Source organism: Methylobacterium soli, from assembly GCF_008806385.1.
In the GTDB taxonomy this organism is placed as follows: Bacteria; Pseudomonadota; Alphaproteobacteria; order Rhizobiales; family Beijerinckiaceae; genus Methylobacterium; species Methylobacterium soli.
In genome coordinates this window covers 105,353-129,130 of the sequence record NZ_VZZK01000013.1, presented here as the reverse complement: position 1 = coordinate 129,130, position 23,778 = coordinate 105,353, and the positions used below count along the sequence as shown (strand labels likewise).

At 70.0% G+C, this 23,778-nt stretch carries 32 protein-coding genes; 16 read left to right on the top strand and 16 right to left on the bottom strand.

Going from position 1 to position 23,778, the window contains the following annotated elements; genetic code table 11:
- Positions 1-4 precede the first annotated feature (4 nt).
- From F6X53_RS14505 to F6X53_RS14490, 4 genes are read left to right on the top strand one after another with little or no spacing between them, the layout of a single operon-like run.
- Positions 5-538 carry an SRPBCC family protein gene (locus tag F6X53_RS14505; protein WP_151000913.1) on the top strand — a complete coding sequence of 178 codons (534 nt, stop codon included), beginning with the start codon at positions 5-7 and terminating at the stop codon, positions 536-538.
- Positions 535-1,566, top strand: a complete 1,032-nt coding sequence (locus tag F6X53_RS14500) for a YncE family protein (protein WP_244965570.1) — start codon at positions 535-537, stop codon at positions 1,564-1,566. Before F6X53_RS14505 ends, F6X53_RS14500 begins: the two co-directional genes overlap by 4 nt.
- On the top strand, positions 1,566-2,132 hold the full coding sequence (locus F6X53_RS14495) for an MxaH protein (protein WP_244965573.1): 567 nt from the start codon (positions 1,566-1,568) through the stop codon (positions 2,130-2,132). The genes F6X53_RS14500 and F6X53_RS14495 overlap by 1 nt, the downstream gene beginning before the upstream one ends.
- A complete protein-coding gene (locus F6X53_RS14490; RefSeq protein WP_244965569.1) occupies positions 2,122-2,802 on the top strand; it encodes a response regulator transcription factor in 681 nt (226 codons plus the stop codon). Before F6X53_RS14495 ends, F6X53_RS14490 begins: the two co-directional genes overlap by 11 nt.
- Positions 2,803-2,813: 11 nt before the next feature.
- Here F6X53_RS14490 and F6X53_RS14485 read toward each other — a convergent pair whose 3' ends face one another.
- Positions 2,814-3,113 carry an RNA-binding protein gene (locus tag F6X53_RS14485; RefSeq protein WP_151000911.1) on the bottom strand — a complete coding sequence of 100 codons (300 nt, stop codon included), beginning with the start codon at positions 3,111-3,113 and terminating at the stop codon, positions 2,814-2,816.
- A 389-nt stretch (positions 3,114-3,502) separates the two neighbouring features.
- Complete coding sequence (locus F6X53_RS32380) at positions 3,503-3,661, bottom strand: hypothetical protein (RefSeq protein WP_191970834.1); 159 nt, start codon at positions 3,659-3,661, stop codon at positions 3,503-3,505.
- A 226-nt stretch (positions 3,662-3,887) separates the two neighbouring features.
- Between F6X53_RS32380 and F6X53_RS14480 the strand changes: the two genes are divergently transcribed.
- Positions 3,888-4,160 (top strand): hypothetical protein, encoded by a 273-nt coding sequence (locus tag F6X53_RS14480; protein ID WP_151000910.1) that lies wholly within the window; start codon positions 3,888-3,890, stop codon positions 4,158-4,160.
- Positions 4,161-4,218: 58 nt separating this feature from the next.
- On the opposite strand, the gene F6X53_RS14475 is transcribed toward F6X53_RS14480, so the two are convergent.
- The 6 genes from F6X53_RS14475 to F6X53_RS14450 form a co-directional block, all read right to left on the bottom strand.
- Positions 4,219-4,569, bottom strand: coding sequence for a hypothetical protein (locus F6X53_RS14475; protein WP_151000909.1), 351 nt, complete (start codon positions 4,567-4,569; stop codon positions 4,219-4,221).
- Between the two features lie 224 nt (positions 4,570-4,793).
- Positions 4,794-5,270 (bottom strand): VOC family protein, encoded by a 477-nt coding sequence (locus F6X53_RS14470; protein WP_151000908.1) that lies wholly within the window; start codon positions 5,268-5,270, stop codon positions 4,794-4,796.
- 64 nt (positions 5,271-5,334) lie between these two features.
- Positions 5,335-5,802, bottom strand: a complete 468-nt coding sequence (locus tag F6X53_RS14465; protein ID WP_151000907.1) for an SRPBCC family protein — start codon at positions 5,800-5,802, stop codon at positions 5,335-5,337.
- Positions 5,803-5,893: 91 nt separating this feature from the next.
- Entirely contained in the window at positions 5,894-6,313 is a 420-nt protein-coding gene (locus tag F6X53_RS14460) for a VOC family protein (RefSeq protein WP_151000906.1), read from the bottom strand.
- 100 nt (positions 6,314-6,413) lie between these two features.
- Entirely contained in the window at positions 6,414-7,682 is a 1,269-nt protein-coding gene (locus F6X53_RS14455; protein WP_151000905.1) for an RNA polymerase sigma factor, read from the bottom strand.
- The gene (locus tag F6X53_RS14450; RefSeq protein WP_151000904.1) at positions 7,679-8,068 is read right to left on the bottom strand and encodes a YciI family protein; all 390 of its coding nucleotides are present in this window, start codon (positions 8,066-8,068) and stop codon (positions 7,679-7,681) included. The genes F6X53_RS14455 and F6X53_RS14450 overlap by 4 nt, the downstream gene beginning before the upstream one ends.
- 272 nt (positions 8,069-8,340) lie before the next feature.
- On the opposite strand from F6X53_RS14450, the gene F6X53_RS14445 reads away from it, so the two are divergent.
- Positions 8,341-9,783, top strand: coding sequence for a hypothetical protein (locus F6X53_RS14445; RefSeq protein ID WP_151000903.1), 1,443 nt, complete (start codon positions 8,341-8,343; stop codon positions 9,781-9,783).
- Between the two features lie 45 nt (positions 9,784-9,828).
- Here F6X53_RS14445 and F6X53_RS14440 read toward each other — a convergent pair whose 3' ends face one another.
- On the bottom strand, positions 9,829-10,569 hold the full coding sequence (locus F6X53_RS14440; RefSeq protein ID WP_151000902.1) for a class I SAM-dependent methyltransferase: 741 nt from the start codon (positions 10,567-10,569) through the stop codon (positions 9,829-9,831).
- Entirely contained in the window at positions 10,467-11,552 is a 1,086-nt protein-coding gene (locus F6X53_RS14435) for a glycosyltransferase family 2 protein (RefSeq protein ID WP_151000901.1), read from the bottom strand. The genes F6X53_RS14440 and F6X53_RS14435 overlap by 103 nt, the downstream gene beginning before the upstream one ends.
- Before the next feature lie 169 nt (positions 11,553-11,721).
- Here F6X53_RS14435 and F6X53_RS14430 point away from each other — a divergent pair, with 169 nt between their 5' ends.
- The 3 genes from F6X53_RS14430 (at position 11,722) to F6X53_RS14420 (ending at position 14,769) form a co-directional block, all read left to right on the top strand.
- Positions 11,722-13,344, top strand: coding sequence for an ABC-F family ATP-binding cassette domain-containing protein (locus F6X53_RS14430; protein WP_151000900.1), 1,623 nt, complete (start codon positions 11,722-11,724; stop codon positions 13,342-13,344).
- Between the two features lie 143 nt (positions 13,345-13,487).
- Positions 13,488-14,378 (top strand): 3'-5' exonuclease, encoded by an 891-nt coding sequence (locus F6X53_RS14425; RefSeq protein ID WP_151000899.1) that lies wholly within the window; start codon positions 13,488-13,490, stop codon positions 14,376-14,378.
- A 124-nt stretch (positions 14,379-14,502) separates the two neighbouring features.
- Positions 14,503-14,769: a hypothetical protein gene (locus F6X53_RS14420; protein ID WP_151000898.1), complete on the top strand. Its 267-nt coding sequence runs from the start codon at positions 14,503-14,505 to the stop codon at positions 14,767-14,769.
- Positions 14,770-14,873: 104 nt separating this feature from the next.
- Here F6X53_RS14420 and F6X53_RS14415 read toward each other — a convergent pair whose 3' ends face one another.
- On the bottom strand, positions 14,874-15,236 hold the full coding sequence (locus F6X53_RS14415; protein ID WP_151000897.1) for a hypothetical protein: 363 nt from the start codon (positions 15,234-15,236) through the stop codon (positions 14,874-14,876).
- 168 nt (positions 15,237-15,404) lie between these two features.
- Between F6X53_RS14415 and F6X53_RS14410 the strand changes: the two genes are divergently transcribed.
- The 3 genes from F6X53_RS14410 to F6X53_RS14400 all read left to right on the top strand — a co-directional run bounded on the left by F6X53_RS14410 (position 15,405) and on the right by F6X53_RS14400 (position 16,793).
- Positions 15,405-15,707, top strand: a complete 303-nt coding sequence (locus tag F6X53_RS14410; protein WP_151000896.1) for a hypothetical protein — start codon at positions 15,405-15,407, stop codon at positions 15,705-15,707.
- A gap of 98 nt (positions 15,708-15,805) precedes the next feature.
- On the top strand, positions 15,806-16,345 hold the full coding sequence (locus tag F6X53_RS14405) for a hypothetical protein (RefSeq protein ID WP_151000895.1): 540 nt from the start codon (positions 15,806-15,808) through the stop codon (positions 16,343-16,345).
- A gap of 199 nt (positions 16,346-16,544) precedes the next feature.
- Positions 16,545-16,793 (top strand): hypothetical protein, encoded by a 249-nt coding sequence (locus F6X53_RS14400; protein ID WP_151000894.1) that lies wholly within the window; start codon positions 16,545-16,547, stop codon positions 16,791-16,793.
- A gap of 72 nt (positions 16,794-16,865) precedes the next feature.
- Here the strand turns inward: F6X53_RS14400 and F6X53_RS14395 are convergent, their stop codons facing one another.
- The gene (locus F6X53_RS14395) at positions 16,866-17,711 is read right to left on the bottom strand and encodes a transglutaminase-like domain-containing protein (protein WP_151000893.1); all 846 of its coding nucleotides are present in this window, start codon (positions 17,709-17,711) and stop codon (positions 16,866-16,868) included.
- Positions 17,712-18,215: 504 nt separating this feature from the next.
- Between F6X53_RS14395 and F6X53_RS14390 the strand changes: the two genes are divergently transcribed.
- The gene (locus tag F6X53_RS14390; protein ID WP_151000892.1) at positions 18,216-18,569 is read left to right on the top strand and encodes a response regulator; all 354 of its coding nucleotides are present in this window, start codon (positions 18,216-18,218) and stop codon (positions 18,567-18,569) included.
- 87 nt (positions 18,570-18,656) lie between these two features.
- Here F6X53_RS14390 and F6X53_RS14385 read toward each other — a convergent pair whose 3' ends face one another.
- Both F6X53_RS14385 and hmpA read right to left on the bottom strand, forming a co-directional pair.
- Positions 18,657-19,082, bottom strand: a complete 426-nt coding sequence (locus F6X53_RS14385) for a PAS domain-containing protein (protein WP_151000891.1) — start codon at positions 19,080-19,082, stop codon at positions 18,657-18,659.
- A gap of 53 nt (positions 19,083-19,135) precedes the next feature.
- Entirely contained in the window at positions 19,136-20,377 is a 1,242-nt protein-coding gene (hmpA, locus tag F6X53_RS14380; RefSeq protein ID WP_151000890.1) for an NO-inducible flavohemoprotein, read from the bottom strand.
- Positions 20,378-20,484: 107 nt separating this feature from the next.
- On the opposite strand from hmpA, the gene F6X53_RS14375 reads away from it, so the two are divergent.
- The 3 genes from F6X53_RS14375 to pcaD all read left to right on the top strand — a co-directional run bounded on the left by F6X53_RS14375 (position 20,485) and on the right by pcaD (position 22,863).
- Positions 20,485-20,955 carry an Rrf2 family transcriptional regulator gene (locus tag F6X53_RS14375; RefSeq protein WP_151000934.1) on the top strand — a complete coding sequence of 157 codons (471 nt, stop codon included), beginning with the start codon at positions 20,485-20,487 and terminating at the stop codon, positions 20,953-20,955.
- A gap of 216 nt (positions 20,956-21,171) precedes the next feature.
- A complete protein-coding gene (locus F6X53_RS14370; RefSeq protein WP_151000889.1) occupies positions 21,172-22,008 on the top strand; it encodes a 3-oxoadipate:acetyl-CoA acetyltransferase in 837 nt (278 codons plus the stop codon).
- Between the two features lie 51 nt (positions 22,009-22,059).
- On the top strand, positions 22,060-22,863 hold the full coding sequence (gene pcaD / locus F6X53_RS14365) for a 3-oxoadipate enol-lactonase (RefSeq protein ID WP_151000888.1): 804 nt from the start codon (positions 22,060-22,062) through the stop codon (positions 22,861-22,863).
- A gap of 61 nt (positions 22,864-22,924) precedes the next feature.
- Here pcaD and F6X53_RS14360 read toward each other — a convergent pair whose 3' ends face one another.
- Positions 22,925-23,161, bottom strand: a complete 237-nt coding sequence (locus F6X53_RS14360) for a DUF2171 domain-containing protein (RefSeq protein ID WP_151000887.1) — start codon at positions 23,159-23,161, stop codon at positions 22,925-22,927.
- An 11-nt stretch (positions 23,162-23,172) separates the two neighbouring features.
- A complete protein-coding gene (locus tag F6X53_RS14355; protein WP_151000933.1) occupies positions 23,173-23,754 on the bottom strand; it encodes a YciE/YciF ferroxidase family protein in 582 nt (193 codons plus the stop codon).
- Between the last annotated feature and the right edge of the window lie 24 nt (positions 23,755-23,778).

Here is a 23,778-nt window from a genome sequence, read left to right as displayed (position 1 = left end):
CGCGATGCGGCCGACTCTTCCGACGCTTCTCCTCGCGCTTGCGGCCACCGCGGCGCTCGCCCACGGCCCGACTCCCCAGAAGATCGACCAGTCGATCACCATCGCGGCGAGCCCGGAGGCGGTCTGGGACATGCTCGGGCCGTTCGACCGGATCGCGGATTGGCACCCGGACGTGGCGCGCAGCGAGGGCTCCGGCGGCAACCAGGAGGGCGCGACCCGCCGCGTCACCCTCAGGGCCGGCGGCACGCTCGCCGAGGGACTCGACGAATGGAAGCCGGAGGCGCGCACCTATTCCTACCGGATGTCCGACCCCGACCTGACGGCGCTCCCGGTCTCGTCCTACTCGGCGACGATCACGGTGACGCCGGAGGGCGGGGGCGCCAAGGTCGCCTGGATCGGGCGGTTCTATCGGGGCGACACCGGCAACGAGCCGGCCGAGGCCCTGAGCGACGAGGCCGGCAAGGCCGCGATGAACCGCTACTTCGCCGACGGGCTGAGGGGCCTCAAGGCCAAGGTCGAGGGGGTGGCAACCCGGTGAGCGCCGTCCCGGCCCTGTGGTCGAAGCTAGAGGCGCCGCGGCGGCCGGGTCGCTCCGCGAGTCCTCGATCCTGGCGTCCCGCCGCGCCGGCCGGGCTCGCGCTCCTGTGGCTGACGGGCGGCGCTGCCCTGTCGCAGCAGGGCGGCCCCGCCGTCTACGTGGCCAGCCAGGAGGCCGGAACGGTGGCGCGGGTCGATCCCGGTGCCTCGGCCGCCGGGCCGGCCCTGTTCGTCGGGCCGGGTCCCGCCGGGCTCGCGGCCGGCCCGGACGGCACGCTCTACCTGACCCATCCCGACCACGGCACCGTCACGGCCGTCGAGGCCCGGACCGGGCGGGTGCTGCGGCGGCTGCGCGTTCGCGGCCAGCCCTTCGGCATTGCGGTCTCGCCCGACGGGACTGAGCTCTTCGTCGGCGATTGGCAGGCCGGCACCGTCAGCCGCCTCGCGGCCGAGAGCGGCCTCGTCGAGGCCATCGTGGGAATCGGCCGCGAGCCGGCAGCCCTCGTCCTCGACCGGGCCGGTCGCCTGTTCGTGGCCGAGCGCGGGAGCGACGCCGTCGGCGTCCTCGATGCCCGCACCCTGACGCGGCGCGCGAGCGTGCCGGTCGGCTGGGCGCCCTTCGCCCTCGCGCTCAGCCCGGCCCAGGACCGGCTCTACGTCGCCAATGTGCGCAGCAACGATCTCACGGTCATCGACACGAGCAGCCTGAAGCCGCTGGCGACCGTGCCCTCCGGCCGCAGCCCCTACGGCGTCGCTGCGAGCCCGGACGGCCGCCTGCTCCTCGTCTCGAACCAGGAATCGGGCAGCGTCTCGGTGCTCGATGCGGGTGACCTGACCCTCCGGGAGCGCATCGGCGTCGGACGCTACCCCGAGGGCATCGCGGTGGCGGGAGCCCACGCCTACGTGGCGAACTGGTTCTCGGCGGATGTCTCGGTGATCGACCTCGCCACCTTGCGCGAGACCGCTCGCCTGCCCGTCGCCGAGGGCCCACGCGCCATCGTGGCGATCCCGGCGGAGATGCCGCCGTGATGCTCGGATTCGAATCCAAGGCCAAGCTGATCCGCCCCGGCATGGGCGTCCTCGTTCTCGCGCGATTCCTGATCCTCGCGGCGGTGTTGGGCGCCTGCGATTCCGGCGGGGAGGCGGAGCGCCAGGAGGGCGCCCTCGTGGCCACCACTGGCCGGGCCGGCCCGGAGGGCGGGGACGCGGCGGATTGGCTGGCGCCGACCGACGGCACCGACCCGGCGGTCTGGCTGGCGCGCCGGGAGGCCGGCGGATCGGTGCCGGCACAGGATGCCCGCATCGCGGTGCTGGTCCAGGCCTTCGCGCGGGCACGCGGCCGCTTCGTCGAGGACCCGCGCATGATCGCCAACCGCACGGCGCAACTCGGCACCATGCTTGCGGAAGCGGGCCAACCCGAGGATTACGCCAGGCTCATCACCGGCTTGTCGGCGGTTGCGGCCGCGGCGGGTGAGCGCAAGCAACTCTACGGCGAGATGTGCCAGCACTACGCCAATACCCGCCGGGCCGGCGCCGACCGGGACACCGCCCTCGCCCGGCTGACCGAGCGCTACGGCGCCCAGGATGCGCGCTGATGCCGGCCGCTCGGCTCCTCCGCAGGTCGGCCCCATGACCGGGGTGCTCATCGTGGACGACCATCCGGTCGTGCTGCGCGGCTTCCGCTGCATGGTGGAGGATGCGGGCGTCGAGATGATCTTCGAGGCCACCGACCTCGTGGCGGGCTACCGCACCTTTCACCGCATCCGGCCGCAGGTTTCGGTGGTGGATCTCACCTTCCGGGGCAGCGGGCTCTCCGGCCTCACGCTGATCCGCCGCATGCGCGCCCTCGAGCCGAAGGCGCGCATCCTCGCGCTCAGCATGCACCAGGATCCCGTCATCGTGGCGCGGGCGCTGCAGAGCGGCGCCATGGGGTACGCCCTCAAGGACATGCCGGCGGACGCCTTCGTCGAGGCATTCCGGACCGTTCGGGCGGGGCAATGCTACCTGCCCCACGCCCTTGCGACCGATGTGGCGCTCCTGAGCGCCCGCCCGCGCGAGGCGCCGCTCGCCGAATTCAGCACCCGCGAGCTCCAGATCCTGGCGCTGCTGCGGGAGGGCAAGACCTATGAGGGCATCGCCGACACGCTCGCCATCGGCTACCGGACCGTGGTCGGCGCCTGCGCGGCGATGCGGCGCAAGCTCGGCGTCAGCTCCCTGGCCGAACTGATCGGCGTCGCCATCGCGCAGGACGATTTGCGCTCCTGAGCGCGGCTTGCTCAGGAATTGTAGGTGATGAGGGCGGCGACCAGCGCACCCTGCTCGCGGACCAAGGTCTGCGCCTCGGCCTCGGTCGTGGTCGCCCCGCTGAGGCTGGAGCGCGGGATCTCGTAGACGTGATAGCTCGCGGATTCGCTCTGCGCACCCACGTGGCCGAAGCCCCGCGACGCGCGCCCCGACTGGCGGTCGAACAGGCAGACCGCGTCGGCGGGCGACACCACATCCCCGGCCGAGCCGAACCGAGCCGTGTCGCCGTAGACGCGGCCCGTACCCCTGTCGATGACGATGAAACGAGCCATGCCGATCCTTTTTCCGATATCCCCGGGTGCGGACGTGGTGCGAATTGCCCTCCGAGGCAAGAAATCGAGCGGCATGAGACCCCGTCGGCGCCGGTGTCTGGCGCATGGCTCGTGGTCCCGAGACGGGCAGGATTGCGTTCGGGGCGGAGGCGCACGCCCTGAGGACGGACCGGCTCGCGCTCTCTCATCGTGGGGAAGGATATCGATCCTGCCGGCCGAGAGCCGCCTCGGCGGCACCTGGCCTCGGGGCCGTTGCCGACCGACGCGGCCTCCGCGTCGCCGGTGCTGACCAGCCCCCGAGGTCTGGCCGTGGCGAGCGCGCGGCATCCGCCCATTGGACTGTCTTAAGCCCCATGAGCAACCGTGCCGGGCGTGTCCGGTGGGGCGCGTCAGGCCGTCGGCGTGAGATCGTCGGCAGACCACGTCTCGCGGACATTGCCGATATCGACCTCATAGGCTTCGCCGAGATTCCAGACGCCCACGACGGCGCCGACACGCCCGTCGGGAAGGCGGACCAGATCGAGAAGCGCGAACGGAGAGAGATGCATGGCAATGTCCTCTCCCCCCTCAATGGCTGTGAATGCCGATTCGCTCCGTGTCGCGGATCGCACCAAGCGCACGGGCTCGCCGGCGATTTGGCGCGCTGGAGAAATCTGAACGCCAGCCTGCTGCCAGCCTCAGCGCCGATTCAAACGGTCAAGCTTAGGTCTTCGAGAGATCCTGCGCTCGACGCCGCTTCCAGGCCAATGCGCATCTCCACGGCACCGCGATCCGATGCTCGACGTCATCCCCCATCCGATGCCTGAGGCGGCCGAGACCCCGCTCCGCGAGAGTCTTGATCGGGCCGCGATCCGGGGTGTCCTGCGCAGCTTGATGCCGGCTCTCGACGGGGCCTTCGGCCTGGATCGTTGCGAACCCTTCCCGCACGCGATCGACGGACTCGTCGCCGCGCTCCATGCCGGTCCGCTCGGTCCGGCACCGGAGCGACGGGCGGCCTTGAAGCGGGCGAATGCGCTCCGGCGGCTGCGCGCGGAGCGGCTGGCGTGAGACGGGGCGGGGATGGCGCATCCGCGCCGCCCGCCCGAGCCGGAAGGGCCGGGCGGCGTTAGGCTTCGCCGGTCATCCGCGCCGCGTCGTGCTTGCGTTCGAGGGCTTGCTTCAGGAGGATCAGCACCTCATCCCACGTGAACGGCTCGGTGAGCCCGCCGGTGCAGGCGCTCGCTCCATTCGCCGCATCGACGAGCCTGTGCGTGGTCCCGTCGTAGCGGCGCGGGAAGTTCTGCAAGCGATGCCCGCTCGGGTACTCGGTCTGGTAATCCGGCCTCTCGCCGACGACGCTGAAACGGACGCGTCGGTCGTCCCGGTTCCGGATCCATTCCATGTTGAGGAGCACGTCGCGGACATAATCCGCATCGGCGACGACGTCGTGCGGCAGGACGGGAATCGCATCGCTCACGGCAGGCACCGGCAGGGAGGCATGGGACGGCAGGCATGGGACGGCGTGTCCCTCCAGGATCTGGGGATCGCGCGGCGGCGCGTCCATGACTCCGACGAGCTATTCGGGCGCTCCGGAGCGCTGATTCGGCAGGATCATCCGCAATCGCCGGTCCGCCTCCGCGCGGGCGCGCGATGCCCGGCGCGGCGGGCATCGCGGACAGGGACTTGGGGCGGCGGGTCGGATCAGCCTGCGGCGGCGCGTTCAAGCCCGGCAATGTCGAGCTTGACCATCGTCTGCATCGCCGCGAAGGCGCGGCTCGCGACGGCCGGATCGGGATCGGCCAGGAGGCGCGGCAGGATCTCGGGCACGATCTGCCAGGGTACGCCCCAGCGGTCGCGCAGCCAGCCGCACATGATCTCCGCCCCGCCATCCGCCGTCAGGGCCGCCCACAACCGATCGACCTCCGCCTGATCGGCGCAGGAGACCGAGATCGACGCGGCCGTGCCGTAATCGGCCGGCCTGCCGCCGTTGAGGGCCTGGTAGCTCTGGCCGCCGAGGGTGAAGGTGACCAGGATCGCGTGGCCCGGATTACCCCCCGGCCAGGGGCCCGGCGCGTGCAGGACCTGATCGATCTGCGATCCCGGAATGAGGGAGACGTAGAAGCGGGCGGCCGCCTCGATATCCTGTCCGAACCAGAGGCAGGTGCTGACCTTCGACATGCGTGCAGTTCCTGATTTGCGTGATGGATCGGGAGGTTCGGAGGGCGCCTCGCCTGCGGCGGCGCTACAGGCTGGCGGCCAGTTCTGCGAGCTGGTCGGCGCAGCGCCCCCAGCCCTCGTGGAAGCCCATGGCCTCGTGGGCGGCGCGGTCCTGCGCCGACCAGTGGCGGGCGCGGGCGGTGTAGCGGGTGCCCCCCTCCGCATCCTCGAAGGTGATGATCCCCGTGAAGAAGGGTTTGGGCGACGGCTCCCAGGCGCGCAGGTAGGCATCCGTGAAGACGATGCGGGCGTTCTCGACGATCTCGAGATAGACGCCGGCGCTCGGAAACTCCGAGCCGTCCGGCCCCCGCATCACGATCCGGCTGGCCCCGCCGGGGCGCAGGTCCGTCTCGGCTTCCGTGACGCTGTAGGGCTTTGGCGCGAACCAGCGCTTCAGGAGTTCCGGCTCGGTCCAGGCTCGGTAGAGGGCGGCGCGTGGCGCGGCGATGAGGCGGGTGAGGACGAGGTCCCGCTCGGTCGTGCTGTCGGTCATGGCTGCTCCCATCGTCGGGTGTCAGGTCGGGTAGCCCGGCTCGGGCGGTGCGGACGCGCGGGCCGAGAGGTCGATTCCTGTTGATCGAGGGTCAGCGGGCCTGCTGATTGAAGGCCCAGAGGATCCCGAAGGGATCGCGCAATTGGGCGTAGCGGTCGCCCCAGAACATGTCCGCCGGGGGCATCAGCGCGGTCGCGCCCGCCTCGATCGCGCGGCTCCACCACGCCTCGATATCCTCGACCATCAGGGTCATCGTGAACCCTTGCGGCGCCTGGAACGGGTGCCCGTGGTCCGGAAAGGCGTCCGAGAGCATCAGCGACGAGCCGTGGACGTAGAGATGGACATGCATCGTCCGTCCCTGCTCGTCGGGCGGCATCGCGCCCGCGATCTCGGCCCCGAAGGCGCGGGTGTAGAACTCCGCCGCCTTCATCGCGCCCTCGACGCACAGATAGGCGACGAGGCCCCCCTTCACCGGGACGGGAACGTGCGTCGCGTCGGTCGTGCTGGTCATGCTGGTCCTCTCCTCTCGGCCGCTTCCCTGTTCTCGGCGGCTTCACCCCAAGGACGCTCGGGCGGCCGGGGGCCCGACACCGTCGCGCAAATTCTTTTGCCTATCGTGACGGGAGCGCGTCGGCCTCCCGCGTGAGCCGGTCGAGCTGCATGCGAATGTGGCCAGCTTCCGCTGCGGTGCTGGCCAGCGCGATCGCGCGGTTCATCGCCTCGCGGGCCTCGGCCCGGCGCCCGAGCTGCATCAGGAAGGCACCGCGCAGGCCGTGGAAGTAGAAATAGCCGCCGAGCGCTCCGGACAGGGATTCGACCAGCCCGAGGGCCTCCTCGGGACCGCGGACCTTGCCGAGCGCGACCGCCCGGTTGAGGCTGACCACCGGCGAGGGCTGCAGGCGTTCGAGAACCGCGTAGAGGGCGTCGATCTCCGCCCAATCGGTGGCCTCCGGGCTGGCTGCGCGGGCGTGCAGCGCCGCGATCGCGGCCTGGACCTGATAGGGGCCGGGCGCGCGATGGCGCATCGCCTTGTCGACGAGCGCCAGCCCCTCGGCGATCAGCGGCCGGCTCCAGAGCGCCCTGTCCTGATCGTCCAGGAGCACGATCTCGTCGTTTTGGTCGAAGCGTGCGGGCGTCCGCGCGTGCTGGAGCAGCATCAGCCCCAGGAGCCCCATCACCTCCGGATCGGTGCCGAAGAGGCGCAGCAGCAATCGTCCGAGGCGGATCGCCTCGTCGCACAGCTCGACCCGCTCCGAACCGGTTCCGGCCGAATAGCCGGCATTGAAGACGAGGTAGATCATGGCCGAGACGGCCGAGAGCCGCCCGGCCCGCTCCACCGCGCCGGGGGTCTCGTAGGGCACCGCGCTCCGGGCGATCCGCCCCTTGGCGCGGGTGATGCGCTGCTCCATCGCGGCCTCGGAGACCAGGAAGGCGCGAGCGATGCGCGCGATGCTCAGGCCCGAGACGATCCGCAGCGCCAGGGCGACCTGCTGCGTCGCCGGGAGATCCGGATGGCAGCAGATGAACAGGAGGCGCAGGATATCGTCGCGATAGGCAGTCGCATCGATCCCGTCGGCGAGCGTTGCCTCCCTGTCGTCGAGGTCGGACAGGTCTTCCTCCGGCGGCAGGGGCGCCTCCCGGGCGCTGCGGCGCTTGCCGTCGAGGGCGGCGTTGCGCCCGACGAGGATCAGCCAGGCGGCCGGATCGCGCGGAGGGCCGTTGCGCGGCCAGGTCCGAAGGGCCCGCAGGATCGCGTCCTGGAAGGCCTCCTCCGCGACGTCGAGGTCGCGGAAGCTGCGCAGCAGGGCCGCCATCGCCCGTGGCCGCGCAGCAGCGAGCGCCGCGGCGATCCAGGCCGTCTCGGGATTGGCCTCGCTCATCCGGCGGCGACCCTCGGCTCGAGCCGCGGATCCGGATTGTAGAGGAGGACGGGACGCAGCTCGTAGGCCCCGCCGGGATTGGCCGCGGCCAGGTCGCGCGCGATGCCGAGGGCCTCGTCGAGGTCGGCCACGTCGACGACGTAGAAGCCGAGGAGCTGCTCCTTGGTCTCCGCGAAGGGACCGTCGATCACGAGGGGCGGCTCGCTCGCCTTGCGCAAGGTCGTGGCCGCCGTGGTCGGGAGCAGGCGCAGGGAGGGGCCGAGCTGGCCCTTGCTCTGCAATCGCTCGTGGACGACGCCGAGCCGAGCCATCACGGCAGCGTCCTCCTCCCGGCTCCAGGCCGTGACGACGTCCTCATCCTTGTAGCAGAGGATGGCGTAGAGCATGATGTCTCCTCGTTCTTCCTGGGCTCCGTCCTCGCAAGGACGCGCGGCGCCGCCCGAATCCGACAGGCTCAGCCAGGATTGTGAGCGAGCTTACGGTTGCATGCGAGACCAGGCCGCCGATGCGCCGCCTGCTCTGCGCGCCTCATCGGTGCCAGCCCTGAAGAATCGGTGTTCCCGCGCATCCCGCCGCGGGCGCGGAGCCCGGACGCCTTAGGGCGATCTTCACGCGGGAAGCATTAAGCTCACGGCCCGATCCGCCGGAAACACCCCGAATGGCCGAGATCCTCGCCGCGTCGCGCCCACTGTCGTTGCGCCGGTTCCGACCGGATGCCGCGATGCTGGTGCTCATCGGGGTCTTCGCATTCCTGGCGACCCAGGCGCCCAAGCTCCTGGGTGATCCCGACACGCAATGGCACGTGGCGATCGGGGCCCGGATCGTGGCCGACGGCGCGCTGCCCTGGGTCGACCGATTCTCGCACACCTTCGCGGGAGCCTCCTGGATCGCGAAGGAATGGCTCTCGCAGATCCTGCTCTACGGCGCCTTCGCGGCTGCGGGCTGGGCCGGCGTGGCGGTGCTGACGGCTCTCGTCATCGCCGCGACCTTCGCCCTTCTCTATCACCGGCTCTGCCGGGACCTGCCGCCCAGCACGGCCCTGATCGCCGTGCTCGTCGCCGCCTACCTGACCACGCCGCACCTGCTGGCCCGCCCGCATATCCTCTCCTTCCCGCTGATTCTTCTCACCACCACCGCCCTCGTGGGGGCCGCGGAGCGGCGCTCGGGTCCGCCCTGGATGGTGCTCGGCCTGATCGCCCTCTGGGCGAACCTGCATGCCGGCTTCACCATCGGGTTCGCGGTCGCGGGCCTGCTGGCGCTTGAGGCCGTCGCGGCGGCCCCGGCCGGATCGCGGGCGCGGCTCGCCCTGCGCTGGAGCCTCTTCCTCGCCGCGGTACCGCTCGCCGCCTGCGCCACGCCCTACGGCTATCGCACCATGCTGGTGACCGTCACCCTGTTCGGCAGCGGCGAGCCCCTGCCCTACATTCAGGAATGGCAGCCCCTCGGTCTCGACGAGATCGGCATCGTGGCGGCCGGCGCGATGCTGGCGGCGCTCGCCATCCTGCTGCGGGAGGGATGGCGCAACGCCTTCCGGATCGCCCTGCTGCTGCTTCTCGGAGCGATGAGCCTGCGGCACAGCCGCTTCCTCGATCTCTTCGCCCTGATCACTCCGGTCCTCGTCGCGGGACCCCTCGGCCGCGGGTTGGCGCGCCGCGCCGAGGCACCCGCCCCCTCCGCGCATCCGGCCGGATGGGCGCTCGCCGCCCTTCTGCTCGCGCTGCCGGTCGGCCTGACCCTGAATCGGCCGCTCATGCCCGACCCGCAGGTCGCGCCGCGGGCGGCCCTGGAGGCGGCCCGCCGACAGGGCCTGACCGCGGGCCCGGTCTATAACAGCTTCGATTTCGGCGGCTTCCTGATCGGCGCGGGTGTGCCGACCTTCGTGGACGGGCGCGCGGACCAGATCTTCCTCGGCGGCTTCACCCGCGGCCTCAACGAGGCAATCGCGGCGCAAGCCGACGGCCCCTTCCTCGACAGACTCGACCGCTACGGCGTCACCTGGGCGCTGATCCGGCCCGGATCCCAGGAGGCGCGCCATCTCGACTCGGCGGGCTGGCCGCGCCTTCACGCGGACGCGGTCGCGGCGGTCTACGCGCGCCGCTGAGCGGAGGTCCTCGGGTGGTCCCGGTCGAGCCGCGGGCGGCGCGGGTCAGTCCGGGACGCTGAGAACCGCGAAGAGCGACAACCCCAGGGCCAAGCGCACGCGCCCAACCAGATGGCGCTCGGCCGCGAAGACCGTCCGCAGAGCCGCGTTCAGCCAGCGGGACGGCACCCGGTCGTCCTCCGTTGCGCGTCCGCTGACGATCGCGCCGACCCGCCGGACCAGGGCCAGGGGGAACAGGAGCGTGTTGAAATAGCCGATCCGGTCGACGCGCAGCCCGGCATCCGCGACCGCCTCCGTGAGGCTTTGGGCCGTGTAGCGCCGCTTGTGATGATGGACCTCGTCGTGATGCGACCAGAGCCAGGGCAGAGCCGGCACGGTGACCAGGATGCGCCCGTCCCGCTTCAGCTTGGCCCCGAGCGCGGCGAGCGAGGCGCGATCCTCCTCCACGTGCTCCAGCACGTCGAGGAGCGCGATCAGGTCGTAATGGCGGTCGGGAACCGGAAGGTCGTGCGGCAGGGCGCAGGGCCGGATCGCGAGGCCGGAGCGATGCTCCGCGATCGCGCGCGCGCCCGGATCGTACTCGACGGCCTCCACCGTCCCGAAGGCGGCGAGCATGCCGAGATTGCCGCCGCTGCCGCAGCCGGCCTCGAGGATGCGGAGCGTCGCGGGGTGACGGGTTCCGGCTAGCTCCCGGCGGAGAAGCGTCGCGAGAATCTGGCGTCGGCCGGTGAACCACCAGTGCCGCTGCTCGTTCTCGGCCATTCGGGCGTAGGCGGTCGGTTCCATGCGGTGTCCTGCTCGGGAAGCCGCGCGCGTTCCCCATTCACGTCGCGCACGAGATAAAGCGGGCGGCCCCGGACCTCGGCGGCGATGCGCCCGACATACTCGCCCATGATTCCGAGGGAGAGCAGGTTGAGGCCGCCGAGGAACAGCATCGTCACCATGATCGACGGGTAGCCCGGCACCGCATTGCCGGTGGCGAGCGTCAACCCGATCAGGGCCACGCCGTACAGGATCGCGAAACCCGCGACGGTGAGGCCGATATAGGTCCAGACCCGCAAAGGCGCGGTGGTCGAGCCGGTCAGCCCATCGAGGGCGAAGTTCCACAGCCGCCAGTAGCGCCACTTCGTCTGGCCGGTTTGGCGCCGCTCGCGCACGAACTGCACCTCGGCCTGTCGGAAGCCGACCCAGGAGAACAGGCCCTTCATGAACCGCGAGCGCTCGGGCAGCGTGTTCAGGATGTCGACGACCTGCCGGTCCAGGAGCCGGAAGTCACCGGCATTCGAGGCGATTCCCTGGTCGGCGAAGCGGTTGTAGACGCCGTAGAAGCCCCAGGCCGTCAGGCGCTTCATGAGCGTGTCGACCTCGCGGCCGCGCCGCACGCCGTTGACGATGACCGCGCCCGCCATCCAGAGGGCGACCATCTCCTCGATCACCTCGGGCGGGTCCTGAAGATCGACATCGATCGGAATGACCGCGTGCCCGCGCGCGTGGCGCAATCCGGCCGCCAGGGCGGCGTCCTTGCCGAAATTGCGCGACAGGCACACCACCTCGATCTCGCTCCGCTGCGTGCGGGCGGCCGTCAGGATGGCGGCGGTCGCATCCGTGCTGCCGTCGTCGACGAAGACGATCTCGTAGGTCGTGCCGGGCCCGACGCGTCGGCAGGCGCCCTCGATCGCCGCCCCGGCGCGGGCCAGGAACGGCGCGATCGCGGCCTCCTCATTGAAGACCGGAACGACGAGCGAGAGGAGGATCTGGGTCAGCGGCATCACCGGCTGGGTTGGCCGAACTCTGGGGGATTATCGCGCGAAGAGGCTTAACGCCTCCTTCCCGCGCTTCCGGCGCCGGCAGGATGGCCGATGCCGCGGCGGCCTGCCCTTCCGCTTCCGCGATGCATGCCGTAAGGGCGCGGGACATTCCCGGGGATTGCGCGGACCCATGATACGCCTTGAAAAAATCGGCAAGCAGAACGGCCGGCAGATCGTCTTCATCGAGGCCTCCGCGGCCCTTCAGAAGGGCGAGAAGATCGGGCTCGTCGGCCCGAACGGCGCCGGCAAGACGACGTTGTTCCGGATGATCACCGGCGAGGAGCAGCCCGACGAGGGTCAGGTCGCGGCCGACCGGGGCATCACCATCGGGTATTTCAGCCAGGATGTCGGCGAGATGTCCGGGTGCAGCGTCCTCGCGGCGGTGATGGACGGCGCCGGCCCCGTGAGCACGGTGGCGGCGGAGCTGAAGACGCTCGAGACGGCCTTGGCCGATCCCGATCGCGCCGACGAGATGGAGGCGATCATCGAGCAGTACGGCGAGGTCCAGGCGCGCTTCGAGGAATTGGGCGGCTACGCGCTGGAAGGCCGGGCGAGCGAGGTTTTGGCGGGCCTGAGCTTCAGCCAGGAGATGATGGAGGGCGATGTCGGCGCCCTCTCGGGCGGCTGGAAGATGCGGGTCGCGCTCGCCCGGATCCTCCTGATGAACCCCGACGTCATGCTTCTCGACGAGCCGAGCAACCATCTCGACCTCGAGAGCCTGATCTGGCTCGAGACCTTCCTGAAGGGCTACGAGGGTGCGCTCCTGATGACCTCGCATGACCGCGAGTTCATGAACCGCATCGTCACGAAGATCGTCGAGATCGACGGCGGTGCCCTGACCACCTATTCGGGCGATTACGCCTTCTACGAGCAGCAGCGCGCGCTGAACGAGACGCAGCAGCAGGCCCAGTTCGAGCGCCAGCAGGCGATGCTCGCCAAGGAGATCAAGTTCATCGAGCGCTTCAAGGCCCGCGCGTCGCATGCCGCGCAGGTGCAGAGCCGGGTGAAGAAGCTCGACAAGATCGAGCGCGTGGAGCCGCCCAAGCGCCGCCAGAGCGTGGCGTTCGAGTTCCAGCCCGCACCCCGCTCGGGCGAGGACGTCGTCAGCCTGAAGAACGTGCACAAGCGCTACGGCAGCCGCAGCATCTACGAGGGTCTCGACTTCTCAGTGCGCCGCAAGGAGCGCTGGTGCGTGATGGGCATCAACGGCGCCGGCAAGTCGACGCTCCTGAAGCTGGTGACGGGCTCCACCCAGCCCGATGACGGCGCGGTGGCGATCGGGGGCAGCGTGAAGCTCGGCTACTTCGCCCAGCACGCCATGGACCTCCTCGACGGCGACCGCACGATCTTCCAGTCCCTGGAGGATTCCTTCCCGCAGGCCGGGCAGGGACCCCTGCGGGCGCTGGCCGGCTGCTTCGGCTTCTCGGGCGACGACGTGGAGAAGCGCTGCCGGGTCCTGTCGGGCGGCGAGAAGGCCCGGCTGGTCATGGCCAAGATGCTGTTCGACCCGCCGAACTTCCTCGTCCTCGACGAGCCCACCAACCATCTCGACATGGGCACCAAGGAGATGCTGATCACGGCGCTCTCGAGCTACGAGGGCACGATGCTGTTCGTCTCGCACGACCGGCACTTCCTGGCGGTCCTCTCGAACCGCGTGCTCGAGCTCACGCCGGACGGCATCCACACTTATGGCGGCGGCTACACGGAATACGTGGCGCGGACCGGCCAGGAGGCGCCGGGCCTGCGCAGCTGATCCTCCGGCCACGCTGCATTTGCCTGGGGATGCCCGGCCGGAGGCTCTGGCCGACCTGGAAACTTCGCGCCTAGGTTGCCTCGTTGCGCCGCGCCCGCCCCCGGGAGCGCGGCGCGGGCGATCTTCGGCGGGACGAAGCGACGGTGAGCGAACCCCTCGACGGCATTGCGAGCGTCTTGGAGCGCACGGGCGAGTACCGGGTTCTGCGCCGCCTCGGAGCCTTTGCGGGATGCGGCGAGGCACCCGACGAGCCGACCTTCATCGGCCTGATCCTCGACACCGAGACCACCGGGATCGACCACGCGCGCGACGAGGTCATCGAACTCGGCATCATCAAGTTCGAGTACGGCGCGAGCGGCCGCGTCTACCGGGTGCTCGAAATCTTCAACCAGCTCCATCAGCCGCGCGGACCGATCCCTCCGGAGATCACGCGCCTGACCGGGATCACGGATGCCGACGTGGCCGGGCATCGCATCGACGACGCGGCGGTGCAGGCTCTGGCTGCCGACGCGGCCGTGGTGATCGCCCACAATGCGAGCTTCGATCGGCAGATGTGCGAGACCCGCTGGCCGATCTTCGCCGAGAAGAACTGGGCCTGCTCCTGCCATCAGGTGCCCTGGCGGCAGGAGGGGCACGAGGGCCTGAAGCTCGGCTACCTTCTGGTCGATTACGGCTACTTCCATAACGGCCACAGGGCGATCGACGATTGTCACGCCTTGCTGGCGCTGCTCGCCGCGCCGCTGCGCCTGTCCGGCCGCCTCGCCCTCGCCTGCCTGCTCGAGACCGCCCGCAAGCCGACCGTGCGGATCTGGGCCACCGGCTCCCCGATCGAGACGAAGGATGTCCTGAAGGCCCGCAGCTATCGCTGGAGCGGTCGCCGGCGCTGCTGGTACATCGACGTCGCGGAAGACCAATTCGACATCGAGTGCGGCTTCCTCAGTCGCGAGATCTTCCGGGGCGAGATCCGCGACCTGCCGGCCGACCGAATCACCGCCCGGGACCGGTTCTCGCTGCGGACGAACCCCGAGGCCTGAGGCCCGGCACGGCGCATTTCCTCTCTTTTGCGACCTTTTCAGTGCTGAGCCGTTGTCAGGGCACGACCATCCTGGCGCGCCCGGCGCGCCGGACCCCTCGCAAAGCCATCCGGAGGCATCATCCATGAAGCGCATTCTGATCGCCACGACCCTGCTCCTCTCGCCCCTCGCCCTGGCCGCGTCGGCCCAGGCGCAGGGCACCATCCGGGGCGCCGAGCGTGGCGTCGAGGACGGCAACCGGGCTGCCGGGCCGGTCGGGGGCGTCGTGGGCGGCGCCGTCGGTGCGGCGACCGGCACGGTCGGCGGCGTGCTCGGCGTCGATCCCGACCGCCGCGAGGAGCGGATCGAGCGGCGCGAGGAGCGGACCGTCCGGGAGCGGCGCGACCGCTGAGGCGGCCCCCTCCCACCGGGCGCCGGGGAAGACCCCACGCCGCAGTTGGGTTCTGAAGTCCACAATCAAGGCCCGGTCGGCACCCGCCGGCCGGGCCTTCGTCGTCAGGATTTCGTCCCGGGCCGCAACGCGCGGAAGAACCCCATGACCTTGCCGGCCACGGTGGTGCCCTCCTCCACGTCCTGCGCGTCGGAATCCCGCCTGTCGGCCGGCTCGCCCTCCTCGGGGCCGGACGGGGCCTGGCGCCGGCGTTCCTGAAAGAAACGCGCCAGCAGGTCGAGGGCGAGCGGCGGCACCGGGTGCCCATGCTCCTCCAGGAGGAGGACGGCCTCCGCCAGGGCCGTCACGGTCTGGTCGTCGACCGGGCGTTGCAGCATCCGCTTGGCCAAGGCCTTCTCGGCGAGCTTCGCAGCCAGCGCGGACACCGTGGCGAGCCGTTCCGGCGATGGCCTGTCCGTCCCACTCATCGATCGCGTCTCCTGCTGGTCATCACGCGCTCGGGCGGAGATCGCGGATGCCGATGGCAACCCACGTGAGGTCAAGGCTGCCGCGGCACGCATGCTCCCAGGTACATTGACCCTGCGACGACCGGCGGCAAGAACTCTCGCCGACAGAAATCGCGGGAGGCGGGCGCGGTGTCCAACGCGGAGCCGATTTACAGTTTCGAGACGATCAAGAGTTTCCTACGTTCGGGGGATCGCGTCTTATTCTACAAGCCGCATCGGTCCTTCGGCTTTACGATCGACACCGACGAGAGGCTCGCGACCGTCCACGAACTGCTCGGGCGCGACCTCGGCCTGCAATCGCACGACATCAAGGAAACGTTCTGCAACGGAGACGGGTCGCAGATCATCGCCCGGATCGAGCACGAGGCGCGGGTGAAGCCGGCCACGAAATACGGCAACGCGCTCATCTCGGTGCTCACCGCGGTCCGCTAAGGTCCCGCACAGATCGTCGCCGGGTTGTGCTATGTTAAGGACGGCCTCGGAATCCGGGAGGATCCTTCGGCCTGGGGGCGGCTACGAGGTTAGCCACCATGAACAAGTTCGACCACATCCTGAACTGGACGCTCCAGGCTGGCTCGCACGCGTTTCCGGGCGAGGACGGTGGAACCTGCATCAACGAGGCTGCGCTCGTGGCAGCGGGTTTCCCCTACCGTCCTGTCCGCTCGATCCTCGACATGCCGCCGTGCTTCTCGCGACCGATCTGCAGCCTGGCGATGATGCTCAATGACGAGGCCAACGACACCGATCGCCAGCGGCTGATGCCCTTCGTGACCCGGCTCGCCTGCGCGGACACGCCCGAGATCGAGCGCCGGCGCGCCGCCTACATCGATTCGCAGGTGGGCTATCTCGGGCTCTATCCGCGCCACACCCGGTTCGAGCGCGGGCTCAAGGCCCTGGAAGGCGCCCTCGCGATCGGACGGCCGGCCGAGGCCTTGGGGTTCGACACGGTGCGGGACCGCATGGACACGGTGCGGAGCGAACCGCCCAAGCCTACCCCGCGGACGGCCGCGTCGCTCTCGGCGAAGCTGAAGGCCTGGCTCGGAACGTCGCAGGGCGAGAGCGTCAGCTAGGCGGCGGCGCGCATTGCGCGCAAAGCCGCGCGCCCGTCCGCGAGGGCGATCGATCGCCCGCGTCCTGGCTCCGGTGGCGCGGCCGCGATCCGGCCTCGTTTGACGGCGCCAGGGATTGCCGTCCATGAATCCCCGGCACGCGTCGGCGACGCCGTCCGGACGCGGTGACGCGTGTGCGAGGATAACGATCGGGGCGCTGATGGGGGATGCCGACGATTACCTGCGGCAATTGCTCGGCCAGGCTGCGGCTGAGGCGGCCTATCTCGAGGGGCTCGGGCGTGCCGAGGCAGACCGGCCCGGCGCGCCGACGCCATCCGCCGCAGCCCCGGTGGCGGTTTCGCTGATGATCACCCGCCAGCAGAGGGCCGCTTTGCGCGAGCGCGGATTCTCCGACGAGGACATCCGCACGATGACGCCGGCCGAGGCGCATCGGCATCTCGCCCTCTGATCCGAAGCGCCGGGATCGGGATCAGCCACGCCCTTCGGTGCAATGAGGCGACCGAGCGCGGGGCTGCCCGCCTCAGGCCGCGCGTTCGAGGACGAAATCGCCCGGGACCTCGTCGGTATGGACCTCGAATTGCGCGAGCGGCGCGCGGCCGAAGCTCGTGGTGATGGCGCAATCGGTGGCATCGCGGCCATACGCCATGACGATGCGGCCGATCCGGGGTGTGTTGTGGCGCGCATCGAACGTGTACCAGCGCGGGCCATCCGAGCCGTCGAGATAGACCTCGAACCAGGCCGAGAAATCCATGGGGTCCGGCACCGGCGCGATGCCGATATCGCCGAGATATCCCGTCGCGTAGCGGGCCGGGATATTCATGCAGCGGCACAGGGTGATGGCCAGATGCGCGAAGTCGCGGCAGACGCCGACCTGCTGCGCATGTCCCTCGGAGGCGCTGCGCGTCTCGTCCGCCTGAAGATAGTCGAAGCGGAGCCGCTGGTGGGCGTAATCGACGATGGCCTGGACCCGCCCCCAGCCCTCCGGGGCCTGCGCGAACAAGGACCAGGCGGTCTGAGACAGTTTGTCGGTGTCGCAGTAGCGGGAGCCGAGCAGGTAGACCAGAACCTCGTCGGGTAGATCCTGAACCGGGATCTGGCGGGCCTGCGCATCGACGATGTCCGGCTCGCCGGAATCGGCGATCACGAAATCGGCCGACATGGTGATGCGCCCGCCGGGCGCGACGATGCGCGTGCGCAGGTTGCCGAATTCATCCCGATGCTGCTCGGCCTCGACCGGCGGATCGAAGCGGATCTCCTCGCGGGTGACGAGGTCCTGTTGCCGTTCCGGCCGCACATGGAGCAGGAGCAGCATCGGCGTCGGGCCGAATGTATCGAACGCGATGGTGTAGCCGGTCCGGATGCGCATCGTCGCCGCCCCGATCAAGATATGTTAAAGACCTAAACATCATTCAGCTTGAACGTTCCGGCGGTCACTGCCCAGTTGTTGGACTTTGCTGCAGGAATCGGAGGCATCTGCCTCCCCGGACCCGGTTTTCGGGCGCACCTCACGAGGTCGTGAAAAGACCGCGCGGGCGATGTGCCTCGCCAGGATTGCCCGGCTGCGCGGTGTCGATCCCGATCCGCGTCGCGTGGTCGGTGTGGGCGCGTGGCACCCCGTGATCGGCCAGCGCGCAATGCTGCTTTGAGGCGCGCTTGCGGGCAGCTCGATGATCATTACTGAGGCAATCTCAGCGGAGATTGGGCAGGTTAACGTGAACACGCGCCGATATTTGACCGGGCCTGCGGCGTTAACCCAAATTTAACGTGTCCAGAGTGTTAATGGTGGCGCCGATTTTTGAAGGTGGATCCGGTGGCACATCGACATCGTCAACCGCAAGTCCTGCTCCTCTCGGGCGACGAACTCACGCGAATGCTGACGACGAGCGGCCTCGAAGCCTATGGGTTCGACGTGCGCAGTGCCCGAACGGCGGCCGAGGCCGAAGCGATCCTGCGCGACGCGGAAAGCCTGCGGTTTCTCCACGTGCTGGTGACGGATGCCGATGTCGGCGACGGTCTCGCGCTCGCCGCCCTGGCGCGCCGGCTCCGGCCGTCCATCCAGGTGATCTACACAGCCCGGCAACCGCATCGGATCTCCGCCGCCCACAAGGTCGCGGGTGCGCCCTGCCTGCGCACGCCCTATCACCCGCACCAGCTGGCGGGCATCATCGGCGGCCTGCAGGCGAGCACGGCTCCGAGCGCGACGCAGGCCCAGCGGGCGGCCTAAGGCTCCGGCTGGGCAGCGCGGTCGCTGCCGCACGGGCCGGCGTGCCTCAGGCGGCCCTCTCGAGCGCGAAGGTGCGCGCCTCCTGCCTCAGGCGGCCCGCGCGGCCAGTTGCGCCCGCAAAGCCTTGACCTCCGCAAACCGCGCCGTCACGTCGCGCATCACGGCGACGATGCCGGTCATGCTGCCCTCTTCATCCCGAAGGGGCACGATGGTGAATTCGAGCGAGATCGATTGCCCATCCTTGCGGATGCCCGGGACGGACAGGAGGGCGCCCTCGCCGTAGCGGCTCTGGCCGGTCGCCATGGTCTTGCGGTAGCCGTCCCAGTGCCGCGCCCGCAGGCGCTCGGGCGTGATGATGTCGAGCGATTGCCCCAGCGCCTCCTCCTCGGTGAAGCCGAAAATGCGCGTGGCGCCGGGATTCCAGATGCGGATGATGCCGTCGCTGTCCGACGCGATCACCGCGTCCGCGGAGGCGGCCAGGATAGCATCGGCGACGATGCGGGCGAAGGGCATGCGGGGACTCCTCGAAACGGGCGCCGCTGCGTGGCGCAGCGGCGCGATGGCGGTCAGGCGGCCTGCCGCGGATCCTCGATCAACGCGTCGGCCGGGCCGAAGAACTCGTATCGAATCCGCTCGGCCGGCACGCCCTGCCGCAGCAGCCCGTTCACGAGGGCGCTGAGGAAGGGCTTGGGGCCGCAGAGATAATAGGTCGCCGCCGCGTGAGGCGTCTGCGCCATCAGCCATTCCGGGGTGATCAGGCCCGAGGCGTCGTAGTGCTCGCCCGCCCGGTCCTGCGCCTCGGGCGCCGCGTAGAAGGTGCTCAGGCGAAGATTCTCGTTGCCGGCAACGAGGTTGCGGGCATGGTCGCGCAGGGCGTGGACGCGGCCGTTCAGGGCAGCGTGCACGTACCAGGTCGGCCGCTGCGGGCTCGTCGCCGCGATCGTCTCCAGCATGCTCATCATCGGCGTGAGGCCGACGCCGCCGCTGACCAGCACGACCGGGTCGCCGGAGGTCTGGTCGAGGAAGAAGTCGCCGGCGGGGGGCGCGACGCGCAGCTTCGTTCCGGGCGCCGCATGATCGTGCAGCCAGTTCGAGACGATGCCGGCCGGCTCACCGGACTGCGCCTCGCGCTTGACGGTGATGCGATAGGACCGGTCGTTCGGCGCGCAGGAGATCGAGTAGTTGCGCTTCAGCACGCCGCGGCCCGGGAGATCGAGCAGGAAGCCGAGATATTGCCCCGGCTCGTGGCGCAGGATCGGGGCCCCGTCGGCCGGCACGAGGATGAACGACCGGATGATCTCGCTCTCGGGCGTGACGCTCTCGACTTTGAAATTGCGCCAACCGTTCCAGCCGCCGGGCTTACTCGCGAGGTCGCGATAGATCGCCGCCTCACGCCCGATCAGAAGCTCCGCCAGGAACCAGTAGGCCTCGCCCCAGGCCGCGCAGATCTCGGCCGTCGCGGCGTCGCCGAGCACGTCCCCGATGGCGGCGAGCAGCGCGTCGGCCACGTGCGGGTAATGCTCGGGCAGGATGTTGAGCGCCACGTGCTTCTGGGCGATCCGCTCCACGGCGCCCGAGAGCGCGCCGAGATTGTCGATGTTGCGCGCATAGGCAAGCACCGCCTGGGCCAGCGCCCGAGGCTGCGACCCGGTCTCGCCGTGATGTGACTGGTTGAAGAGGTCGCGGATCTCGGCGTTCCGGAAAAGGCGCTCGTACATGCGCCGCGTGATCTCCAGCCCGTGCGCCTCCAGCGCCGGAACGGTGGCCTTGATGAGAGCGATGGAGGCGGGCGTCAGGGGGGTCGGCATCGGCAACTCGCAAAGGTGCATTCGCGATGCATCTTCTACGCGGCTCGCTTTAAAGGTGCAAGCAGGATATATCTTCAAACCCGATGATGGGCTCGCCCGGAGTGCCGATGCGCCTCACCCGCTACACGGATTACGCCCTGCGCACGCTGATTTTCGTCGGTCTGCGCGAGCCGCAGCAGAGCTCGATCGCCGAGATCGCCCGCGCCTACGGCATTTCCGAGAACCACCTGACCAAGGTGGTGCATCAGCTCGGGCGTCTCGGGCTGGTGCGCACGAGCCGCGGCCGCGGCGGCGGGCTCCGCCTCGGCAAGCCGCCGGCCGAGATCGTGGTCGGCGCGGTGGTGCGACAGACCGAGGACGATCTTGCTCTGGTCGAGTGCTTCGCGAGCGGTGCCTGCGCGATCACGGCGCCCTGCCGGCTCAAGCGCGTGCTGGGCGAGGCGCTCGCGGCCTTTCTGGCGGTCCTCGACCGCACCACGCTGGCCGACCTCCTCGGAGACGACGCTGGTCCGGAGATCGCGCGCCTCCTGGGCATCTCCGGCCCGCCCGAGCCACGCGATCTTGTCGAGACCGCCTGACGCCGATCCGTGGGGGGCGTGTCCCGGCGCGGATTTCGGCGTTGTCCCGGCGCCGCACATTGCCCGTCGCGGTTCCTCTGCTACATCGCCTGTCGCGTCTCCGGTCCGGGGCTGCCTCAAGCGCGTCGCGAGGCGGCCCGATGTTCCGGATCGGCGCGGCCAAACCATCCTGGAACCCGGTCGCCTCACCGCCCGCGGCCCGCGAGAGTTCAGCCCATGCCCAGCGCGAAGCCCGTCGTCATCGCCGTCGCGATCACCGGCTCGGTGCCGCGCAAGAAAGATAACCCGGCGCTCCCCGTCACAGTCGCCGAGCAGATCGAGTCGACGCAGCAGGCCTACGAGGCCGGCGCCAGTCTCGCGCACATCCACGTCCGCAACGACGACGAGACGCCCTCCTCCGATCCCGACCGCTTCGCCGCCGTGCAGGCGGGCCTGCGCCGCCATTGTCCGGGCATGATCGTGCAATTCTCGACCGGCGGGCGCGGGCGCGATCCGGCGAGCCGCGGCCTCCCCCTGAAGCACCGGCCGGACATGGCCTCGCTCTCCACCGGATCGGTGAACTTTCCGACGATCGTCTACGAGAATCCCGCGGGCCTCGTCACCGACCTCGCGAGCCGGATGCAGGAATATGGCGTGCGGCCCGAGATCGAGATCTTCGACCTCTCGCACCTGCACGGGGCCAGGCGTCTCGTCGAGGCCGGGCTGATGGATGCGCGCCCGCACGTGCAGTTTGTGATGGGGGTGGCGAACGCGATGCCGGCCGCCGAGCACCTCCTTGATATCCTCCTGGCGGAGAAGACCCGCATCCTGCCCGAGGCGACCTGGACGGCGGCCGGGATCGGCCGCCATCAGGCCGCGGTGATGGACTGGGCGCTGGCGCGGGGCGCCGACGCGGTGCGCACCGGGCTCGAGGACAATATCCGCATCACCCGAACGAGGCTCGCCGCGAGCAATGCCGAGTTGGTGGGCTTGGCGGCCGAGGCCATCGCGCGTCGGGGCCGGCGCGTTGCGACGCCCGCCGAGGCCCGCGCGGCCTTGAGCCTCGCGGCCTGAGCAGCGGCCACCCGGCCGGAGCCCCCGGCCCCCAGAACGGATCGCGCTTCCATGCCTCACGTCTCCGTCGACGGCCTCGACCTGAACTTCGCCCTCGATGGGCCGGTCGAGGCCCCCGTGATCGCGTTCTCGAACTCCCTCGGCGCCAGCCTCGCGATGTGGGAGCCGCAGGTCGCGGCCCTGTCGGACCGCTTCCGCTGCCTGCGCTACGACACCCGCGGGCATGGCGGCTCCGCGAGCCCGGACAGGCCCGCCACGATCGACGATCTCGCGGGCGACCTGCGCGGCATCCTCGACGCGCTCGGCATGGTCCGGGCCCATCTCGTCGGACTCTCCCTCGGAGGCATGACCGCGCAGGCCTTCGCGGCGGCCTCGCCCGAGCGCGTCGACCGGCTCGTCCTGATGGCGACGGCGGCCCAGCTTGGCCCGCCCTCGACCTGGGACGAGCGCGCCGCGACCGCCCGGCGCGACGGCATGGGAGCCCTCGTCGAGGGCGTGCTCGCCCGCTGGTTCACGCCGGCCTTCGCGGACGATCCGCGGCTGGCACGGGTGCGGGCCGAGATTCTGGCAACGGATCCAGCGGGCTACGCGAGGGCCTGCGGCGCGATCCGCGACATGGACCTTCGCGACCGCCTCCCGGCGATCCAGGCCCCGACCCTGATCATCGCCGGAGCCGAAGATCCGGCGACGCCGCCCTCGCTCGCCGAGATCCTCCACGCGAGTATCGCGGGATCGGAACTCTTCGTGGTCCCGGATGCGGCCCACCTCCTCAATATCGAAGCGGCCGACGCGGTGAACCGGCTGCTGCTCGATCATCTCGGCGGAGCCCGCCCGTCGCAGCACCCCCAAGGCTGACGGCGCGAAGAAGGGGCTGCCGTTGCCGGCAGCCCCTCTCGATCACCGTCCTGGCGCAGGCTCAGTGCGCCACCGCCCACTCGTCCTTCGCCTGCGCGGCGGTGCGGTTCAGGCGAACCTCGCCGCCGGCGACCGCCGCGACGGAATCGACGTGGAGGTAATGGTGCTGGCCCTGCGCGTCGGGATCCGTCTTGGTGAGCTTGATGCGCTGATCCTCGAGGTGATCCACCGTGCCGACATGGCCCCCATCCGAGCCGATGACGGGCATGTGCTCCCGAATGGTGCTGAGATCGATCATGCGGTCCCTCCTCAGGCAGCCCGGGACTTGGCGCCGCCGCTCTTGCCGGCACCACTGCCAGCCGCACCCTTGCCGGATCCCGACCCGTCCTCGTCCGCGCCGGGCTCGCCCTCGACATTGATGCGCTCGGCGATCTGCGTCAGCAGAGCATCGGTCTTCTTCTCCTCCTGGAGCGTCTGATCGAGGAGCTTGGCCGCATCGGCGTAGCCGAGCTGAGCGGCCCAGGTCTTGAGAGTGCCGTATCGGGCGATCTCGTAATGCTCGACCGCCTGGGCACAGGCCGCCAGGACGGCATCGGCGGCCGGGCTGTCGCCGAAATCGTCGAGATCTTCCTCCATCTCGCTGGTGATGCCCTGCATGGCCTCGCAGGTCTTCGCCCGCGCGGGCTTGCCGATGATCTCGAAGACCTCCTGCAACCGCTCGACCTGCGCCGCGCTCTCCTCCGCATGGGTCTCGAAGGCCTGGCGCAACTCGTCGTGCTCGGCGGCTTTCGCCGACTTTTTTAGGGCTTTCACCGATTGTTTCTCGGCGTAATATACGTCTTTGAGCGTTTCGTAGAAAGCATCGTTCAAGGTTTTCTGCTTGGCCGCCATGGCAAGTTTCCTCATGAATATTGG

Excerpts from the sequence above, each read along its gene's own strand:
- F6X53_RS14505 (WP_151000913.1), top strand. The coding sequence starts at position 5 with ATGCGGCCGACTCTTCCGACGCTTCTCCTCGCGCTTGCGGCCACCGCG.
- F6X53_RS14495 (WP_244965573.1), top strand. The coding sequence starts at position 1,566 with ATGCTCGGATTCGAATCCAAGGCCAAGCTGATCCGCCCCGGCATGGGC.
- F6X53_RS14490 (WP_244965569.1), top strand. The coding sequence starts at position 2,122 with ATGCGCGCTGATGCCGGCCGCTCGGCTCCTCCGCAGGTCGGCCCCATG.
- F6X53_RS14485 (WP_151000911.1), bottom strand. The coding sequence starts at position 3,113 with ATGGCTCGTTTCATCGTCATCGACAGGGGTACGGGCCGCGTCTACGGC.
- F6X53_RS32380 (WP_191970834.1), bottom strand. The coding sequence starts at position 3,661 with ATGCATCTCTCTCCGTTCGCGCTTCTCGATCTGGTCCGCCTTCCCGAC.
- F6X53_RS14480 (WP_151000910.1), top strand. The coding sequence starts at position 3,888 with ATGCTCGACGTCATCCCCCATCCGATGCCTGAGGCGGCCGAGACCCCG.
- F6X53_RS14470 (WP_151000908.1), bottom strand. The coding sequence starts at position 5,270 with ATGTCGAAGGTCAGCACCTGCCTCTGGTTCGGACAGGATATCGAGGCG.
- F6X53_RS14465 (WP_151000907.1), bottom strand. The coding sequence starts at position 5,802 with ATGACCGACAGCACGACCGAGCGGGACCTCGTCCTCACCCGCCTCATC.
- F6X53_RS14460 (WP_151000906.1), bottom strand. The coding sequence starts at position 6,313 with ATGACCAGCACGACCGACGCGACGCACGTTCCCGTCCCGGTGAAGGGG.
- F6X53_RS14455 (WP_151000905.1), bottom strand. The coding sequence starts at position 7,682 with ATGAGCGAGGCCAATCCCGAGACGGCCTGGATCGCCGCGGCGCTCGCT.
- F6X53_RS14450 (WP_151000904.1), bottom strand. The coding sequence starts at position 8,068 with ATGCTCTACGCCATCCTCTGCTACAAGGATGAGGACGTCGTCACGGCC.
- F6X53_RS14445 (WP_151000903.1), top strand. The coding sequence starts at position 8,341 with ATGGCCGAGATCCTCGCCGCGTCGCGCCCACTGTCGTTGCGCCGGTTC.
- F6X53_RS14440 (WP_151000902.1), bottom strand. The coding sequence starts at position 10,569 with ATGGAACCGACCGCCTACGCCCGAATGGCCGAGAACGAGCAGCGGCAC.
- F6X53_RS14435 (WP_151000901.1), bottom strand. The coding sequence starts at position 11,552 with ATGCCGCTGACCCAGATCCTCCTCTCGCTCGTCGTTCCGGTCTTCAAT.
- F6X53_RS14430 (WP_151000900.1), top strand. The coding sequence starts at position 11,722 with ATGATACGCCTTGAAAAAATCGGCAAGCAGAACGGCCGGCAGATCGTC.
- F6X53_RS14420 (WP_151000898.1), top strand. The coding sequence starts at position 14,503 with ATGAAGCGCATTCTGATCGCCACGACCCTGCTCCTCTCGCCCCTCGCC.
- F6X53_RS14415 (WP_151000897.1), bottom strand. The coding sequence starts at position 15,236 with ATGAGTGGGACGGACAGGCCATCGCCGGAACGGCTCGCCACGGTGTCC.
- F6X53_RS14405 (WP_151000895.1), top strand. The coding sequence starts at position 15,806 with ATGAACAAGTTCGACCACATCCTGAACTGGACGCTCCAGGCTGGCTCG.
- F6X53_RS14400 (WP_151000894.1), top strand. The coding sequence starts at position 16,545 with ATGGGGGATGCCGACGATTACCTGCGGCAATTGCTCGGCCAGGCTGCG.
- F6X53_RS14395 (WP_151000893.1), bottom strand. The coding sequence starts at position 17,711 with ATGCGCATCCGGACCGGCTACACCATCGCGTTCGATACATTCGGCCCG.
- F6X53_RS14390 (WP_151000892.1), top strand. The coding sequence starts at position 18,216 with ATGCTGACGACGAGCGGCCTCGAAGCCTATGGGTTCGACGTGCGCAGT.
- F6X53_RS14385 (WP_151000891.1), bottom strand. The coding sequence starts at position 19,082 with ATGCCCTTCGCCCGCATCGTCGCCGATGCTATCCTGGCCGCCTCCGCG.
- hmpA (WP_151000890.1), bottom strand. The coding sequence starts at position 20,377 with ATGCCGACCCCCCTGACGCCCGCCTCCATCGCTCTCATCAAGGCCACC.
- F6X53_RS14375 (WP_151000934.1), top strand. The coding sequence starts at position 20,485 with ATGCGCCTCACCCGCTACACGGATTACGCCCTGCGCACGCTGATTTTC.
- F6X53_RS14370 (WP_151000889.1), top strand. The coding sequence starts at position 21,172 with ATGCCCAGCGCGAAGCCCGTCGTCATCGCCGTCGCGATCACCGGCTCG.
- pcaD (WP_151000888.1), top strand. The coding sequence starts at position 22,060 with ATGCCTCACGTCTCCGTCGACGGCCTCGACCTGAACTTCGCCCTCGAT.
- F6X53_RS14360 (WP_151000887.1), bottom strand. The coding sequence starts at position 23,161 with ATGATCGATCTCAGCACCATTCGGGAGCACATGCCCGTCATCGGCTCG.
- F6X53_RS14355 (WP_151000933.1), bottom strand. The coding sequence starts at position 23,754 with ATGGCGGCCAAGCAGAAAACCTTGAACGATGCTTTCTACGAAACGCTC.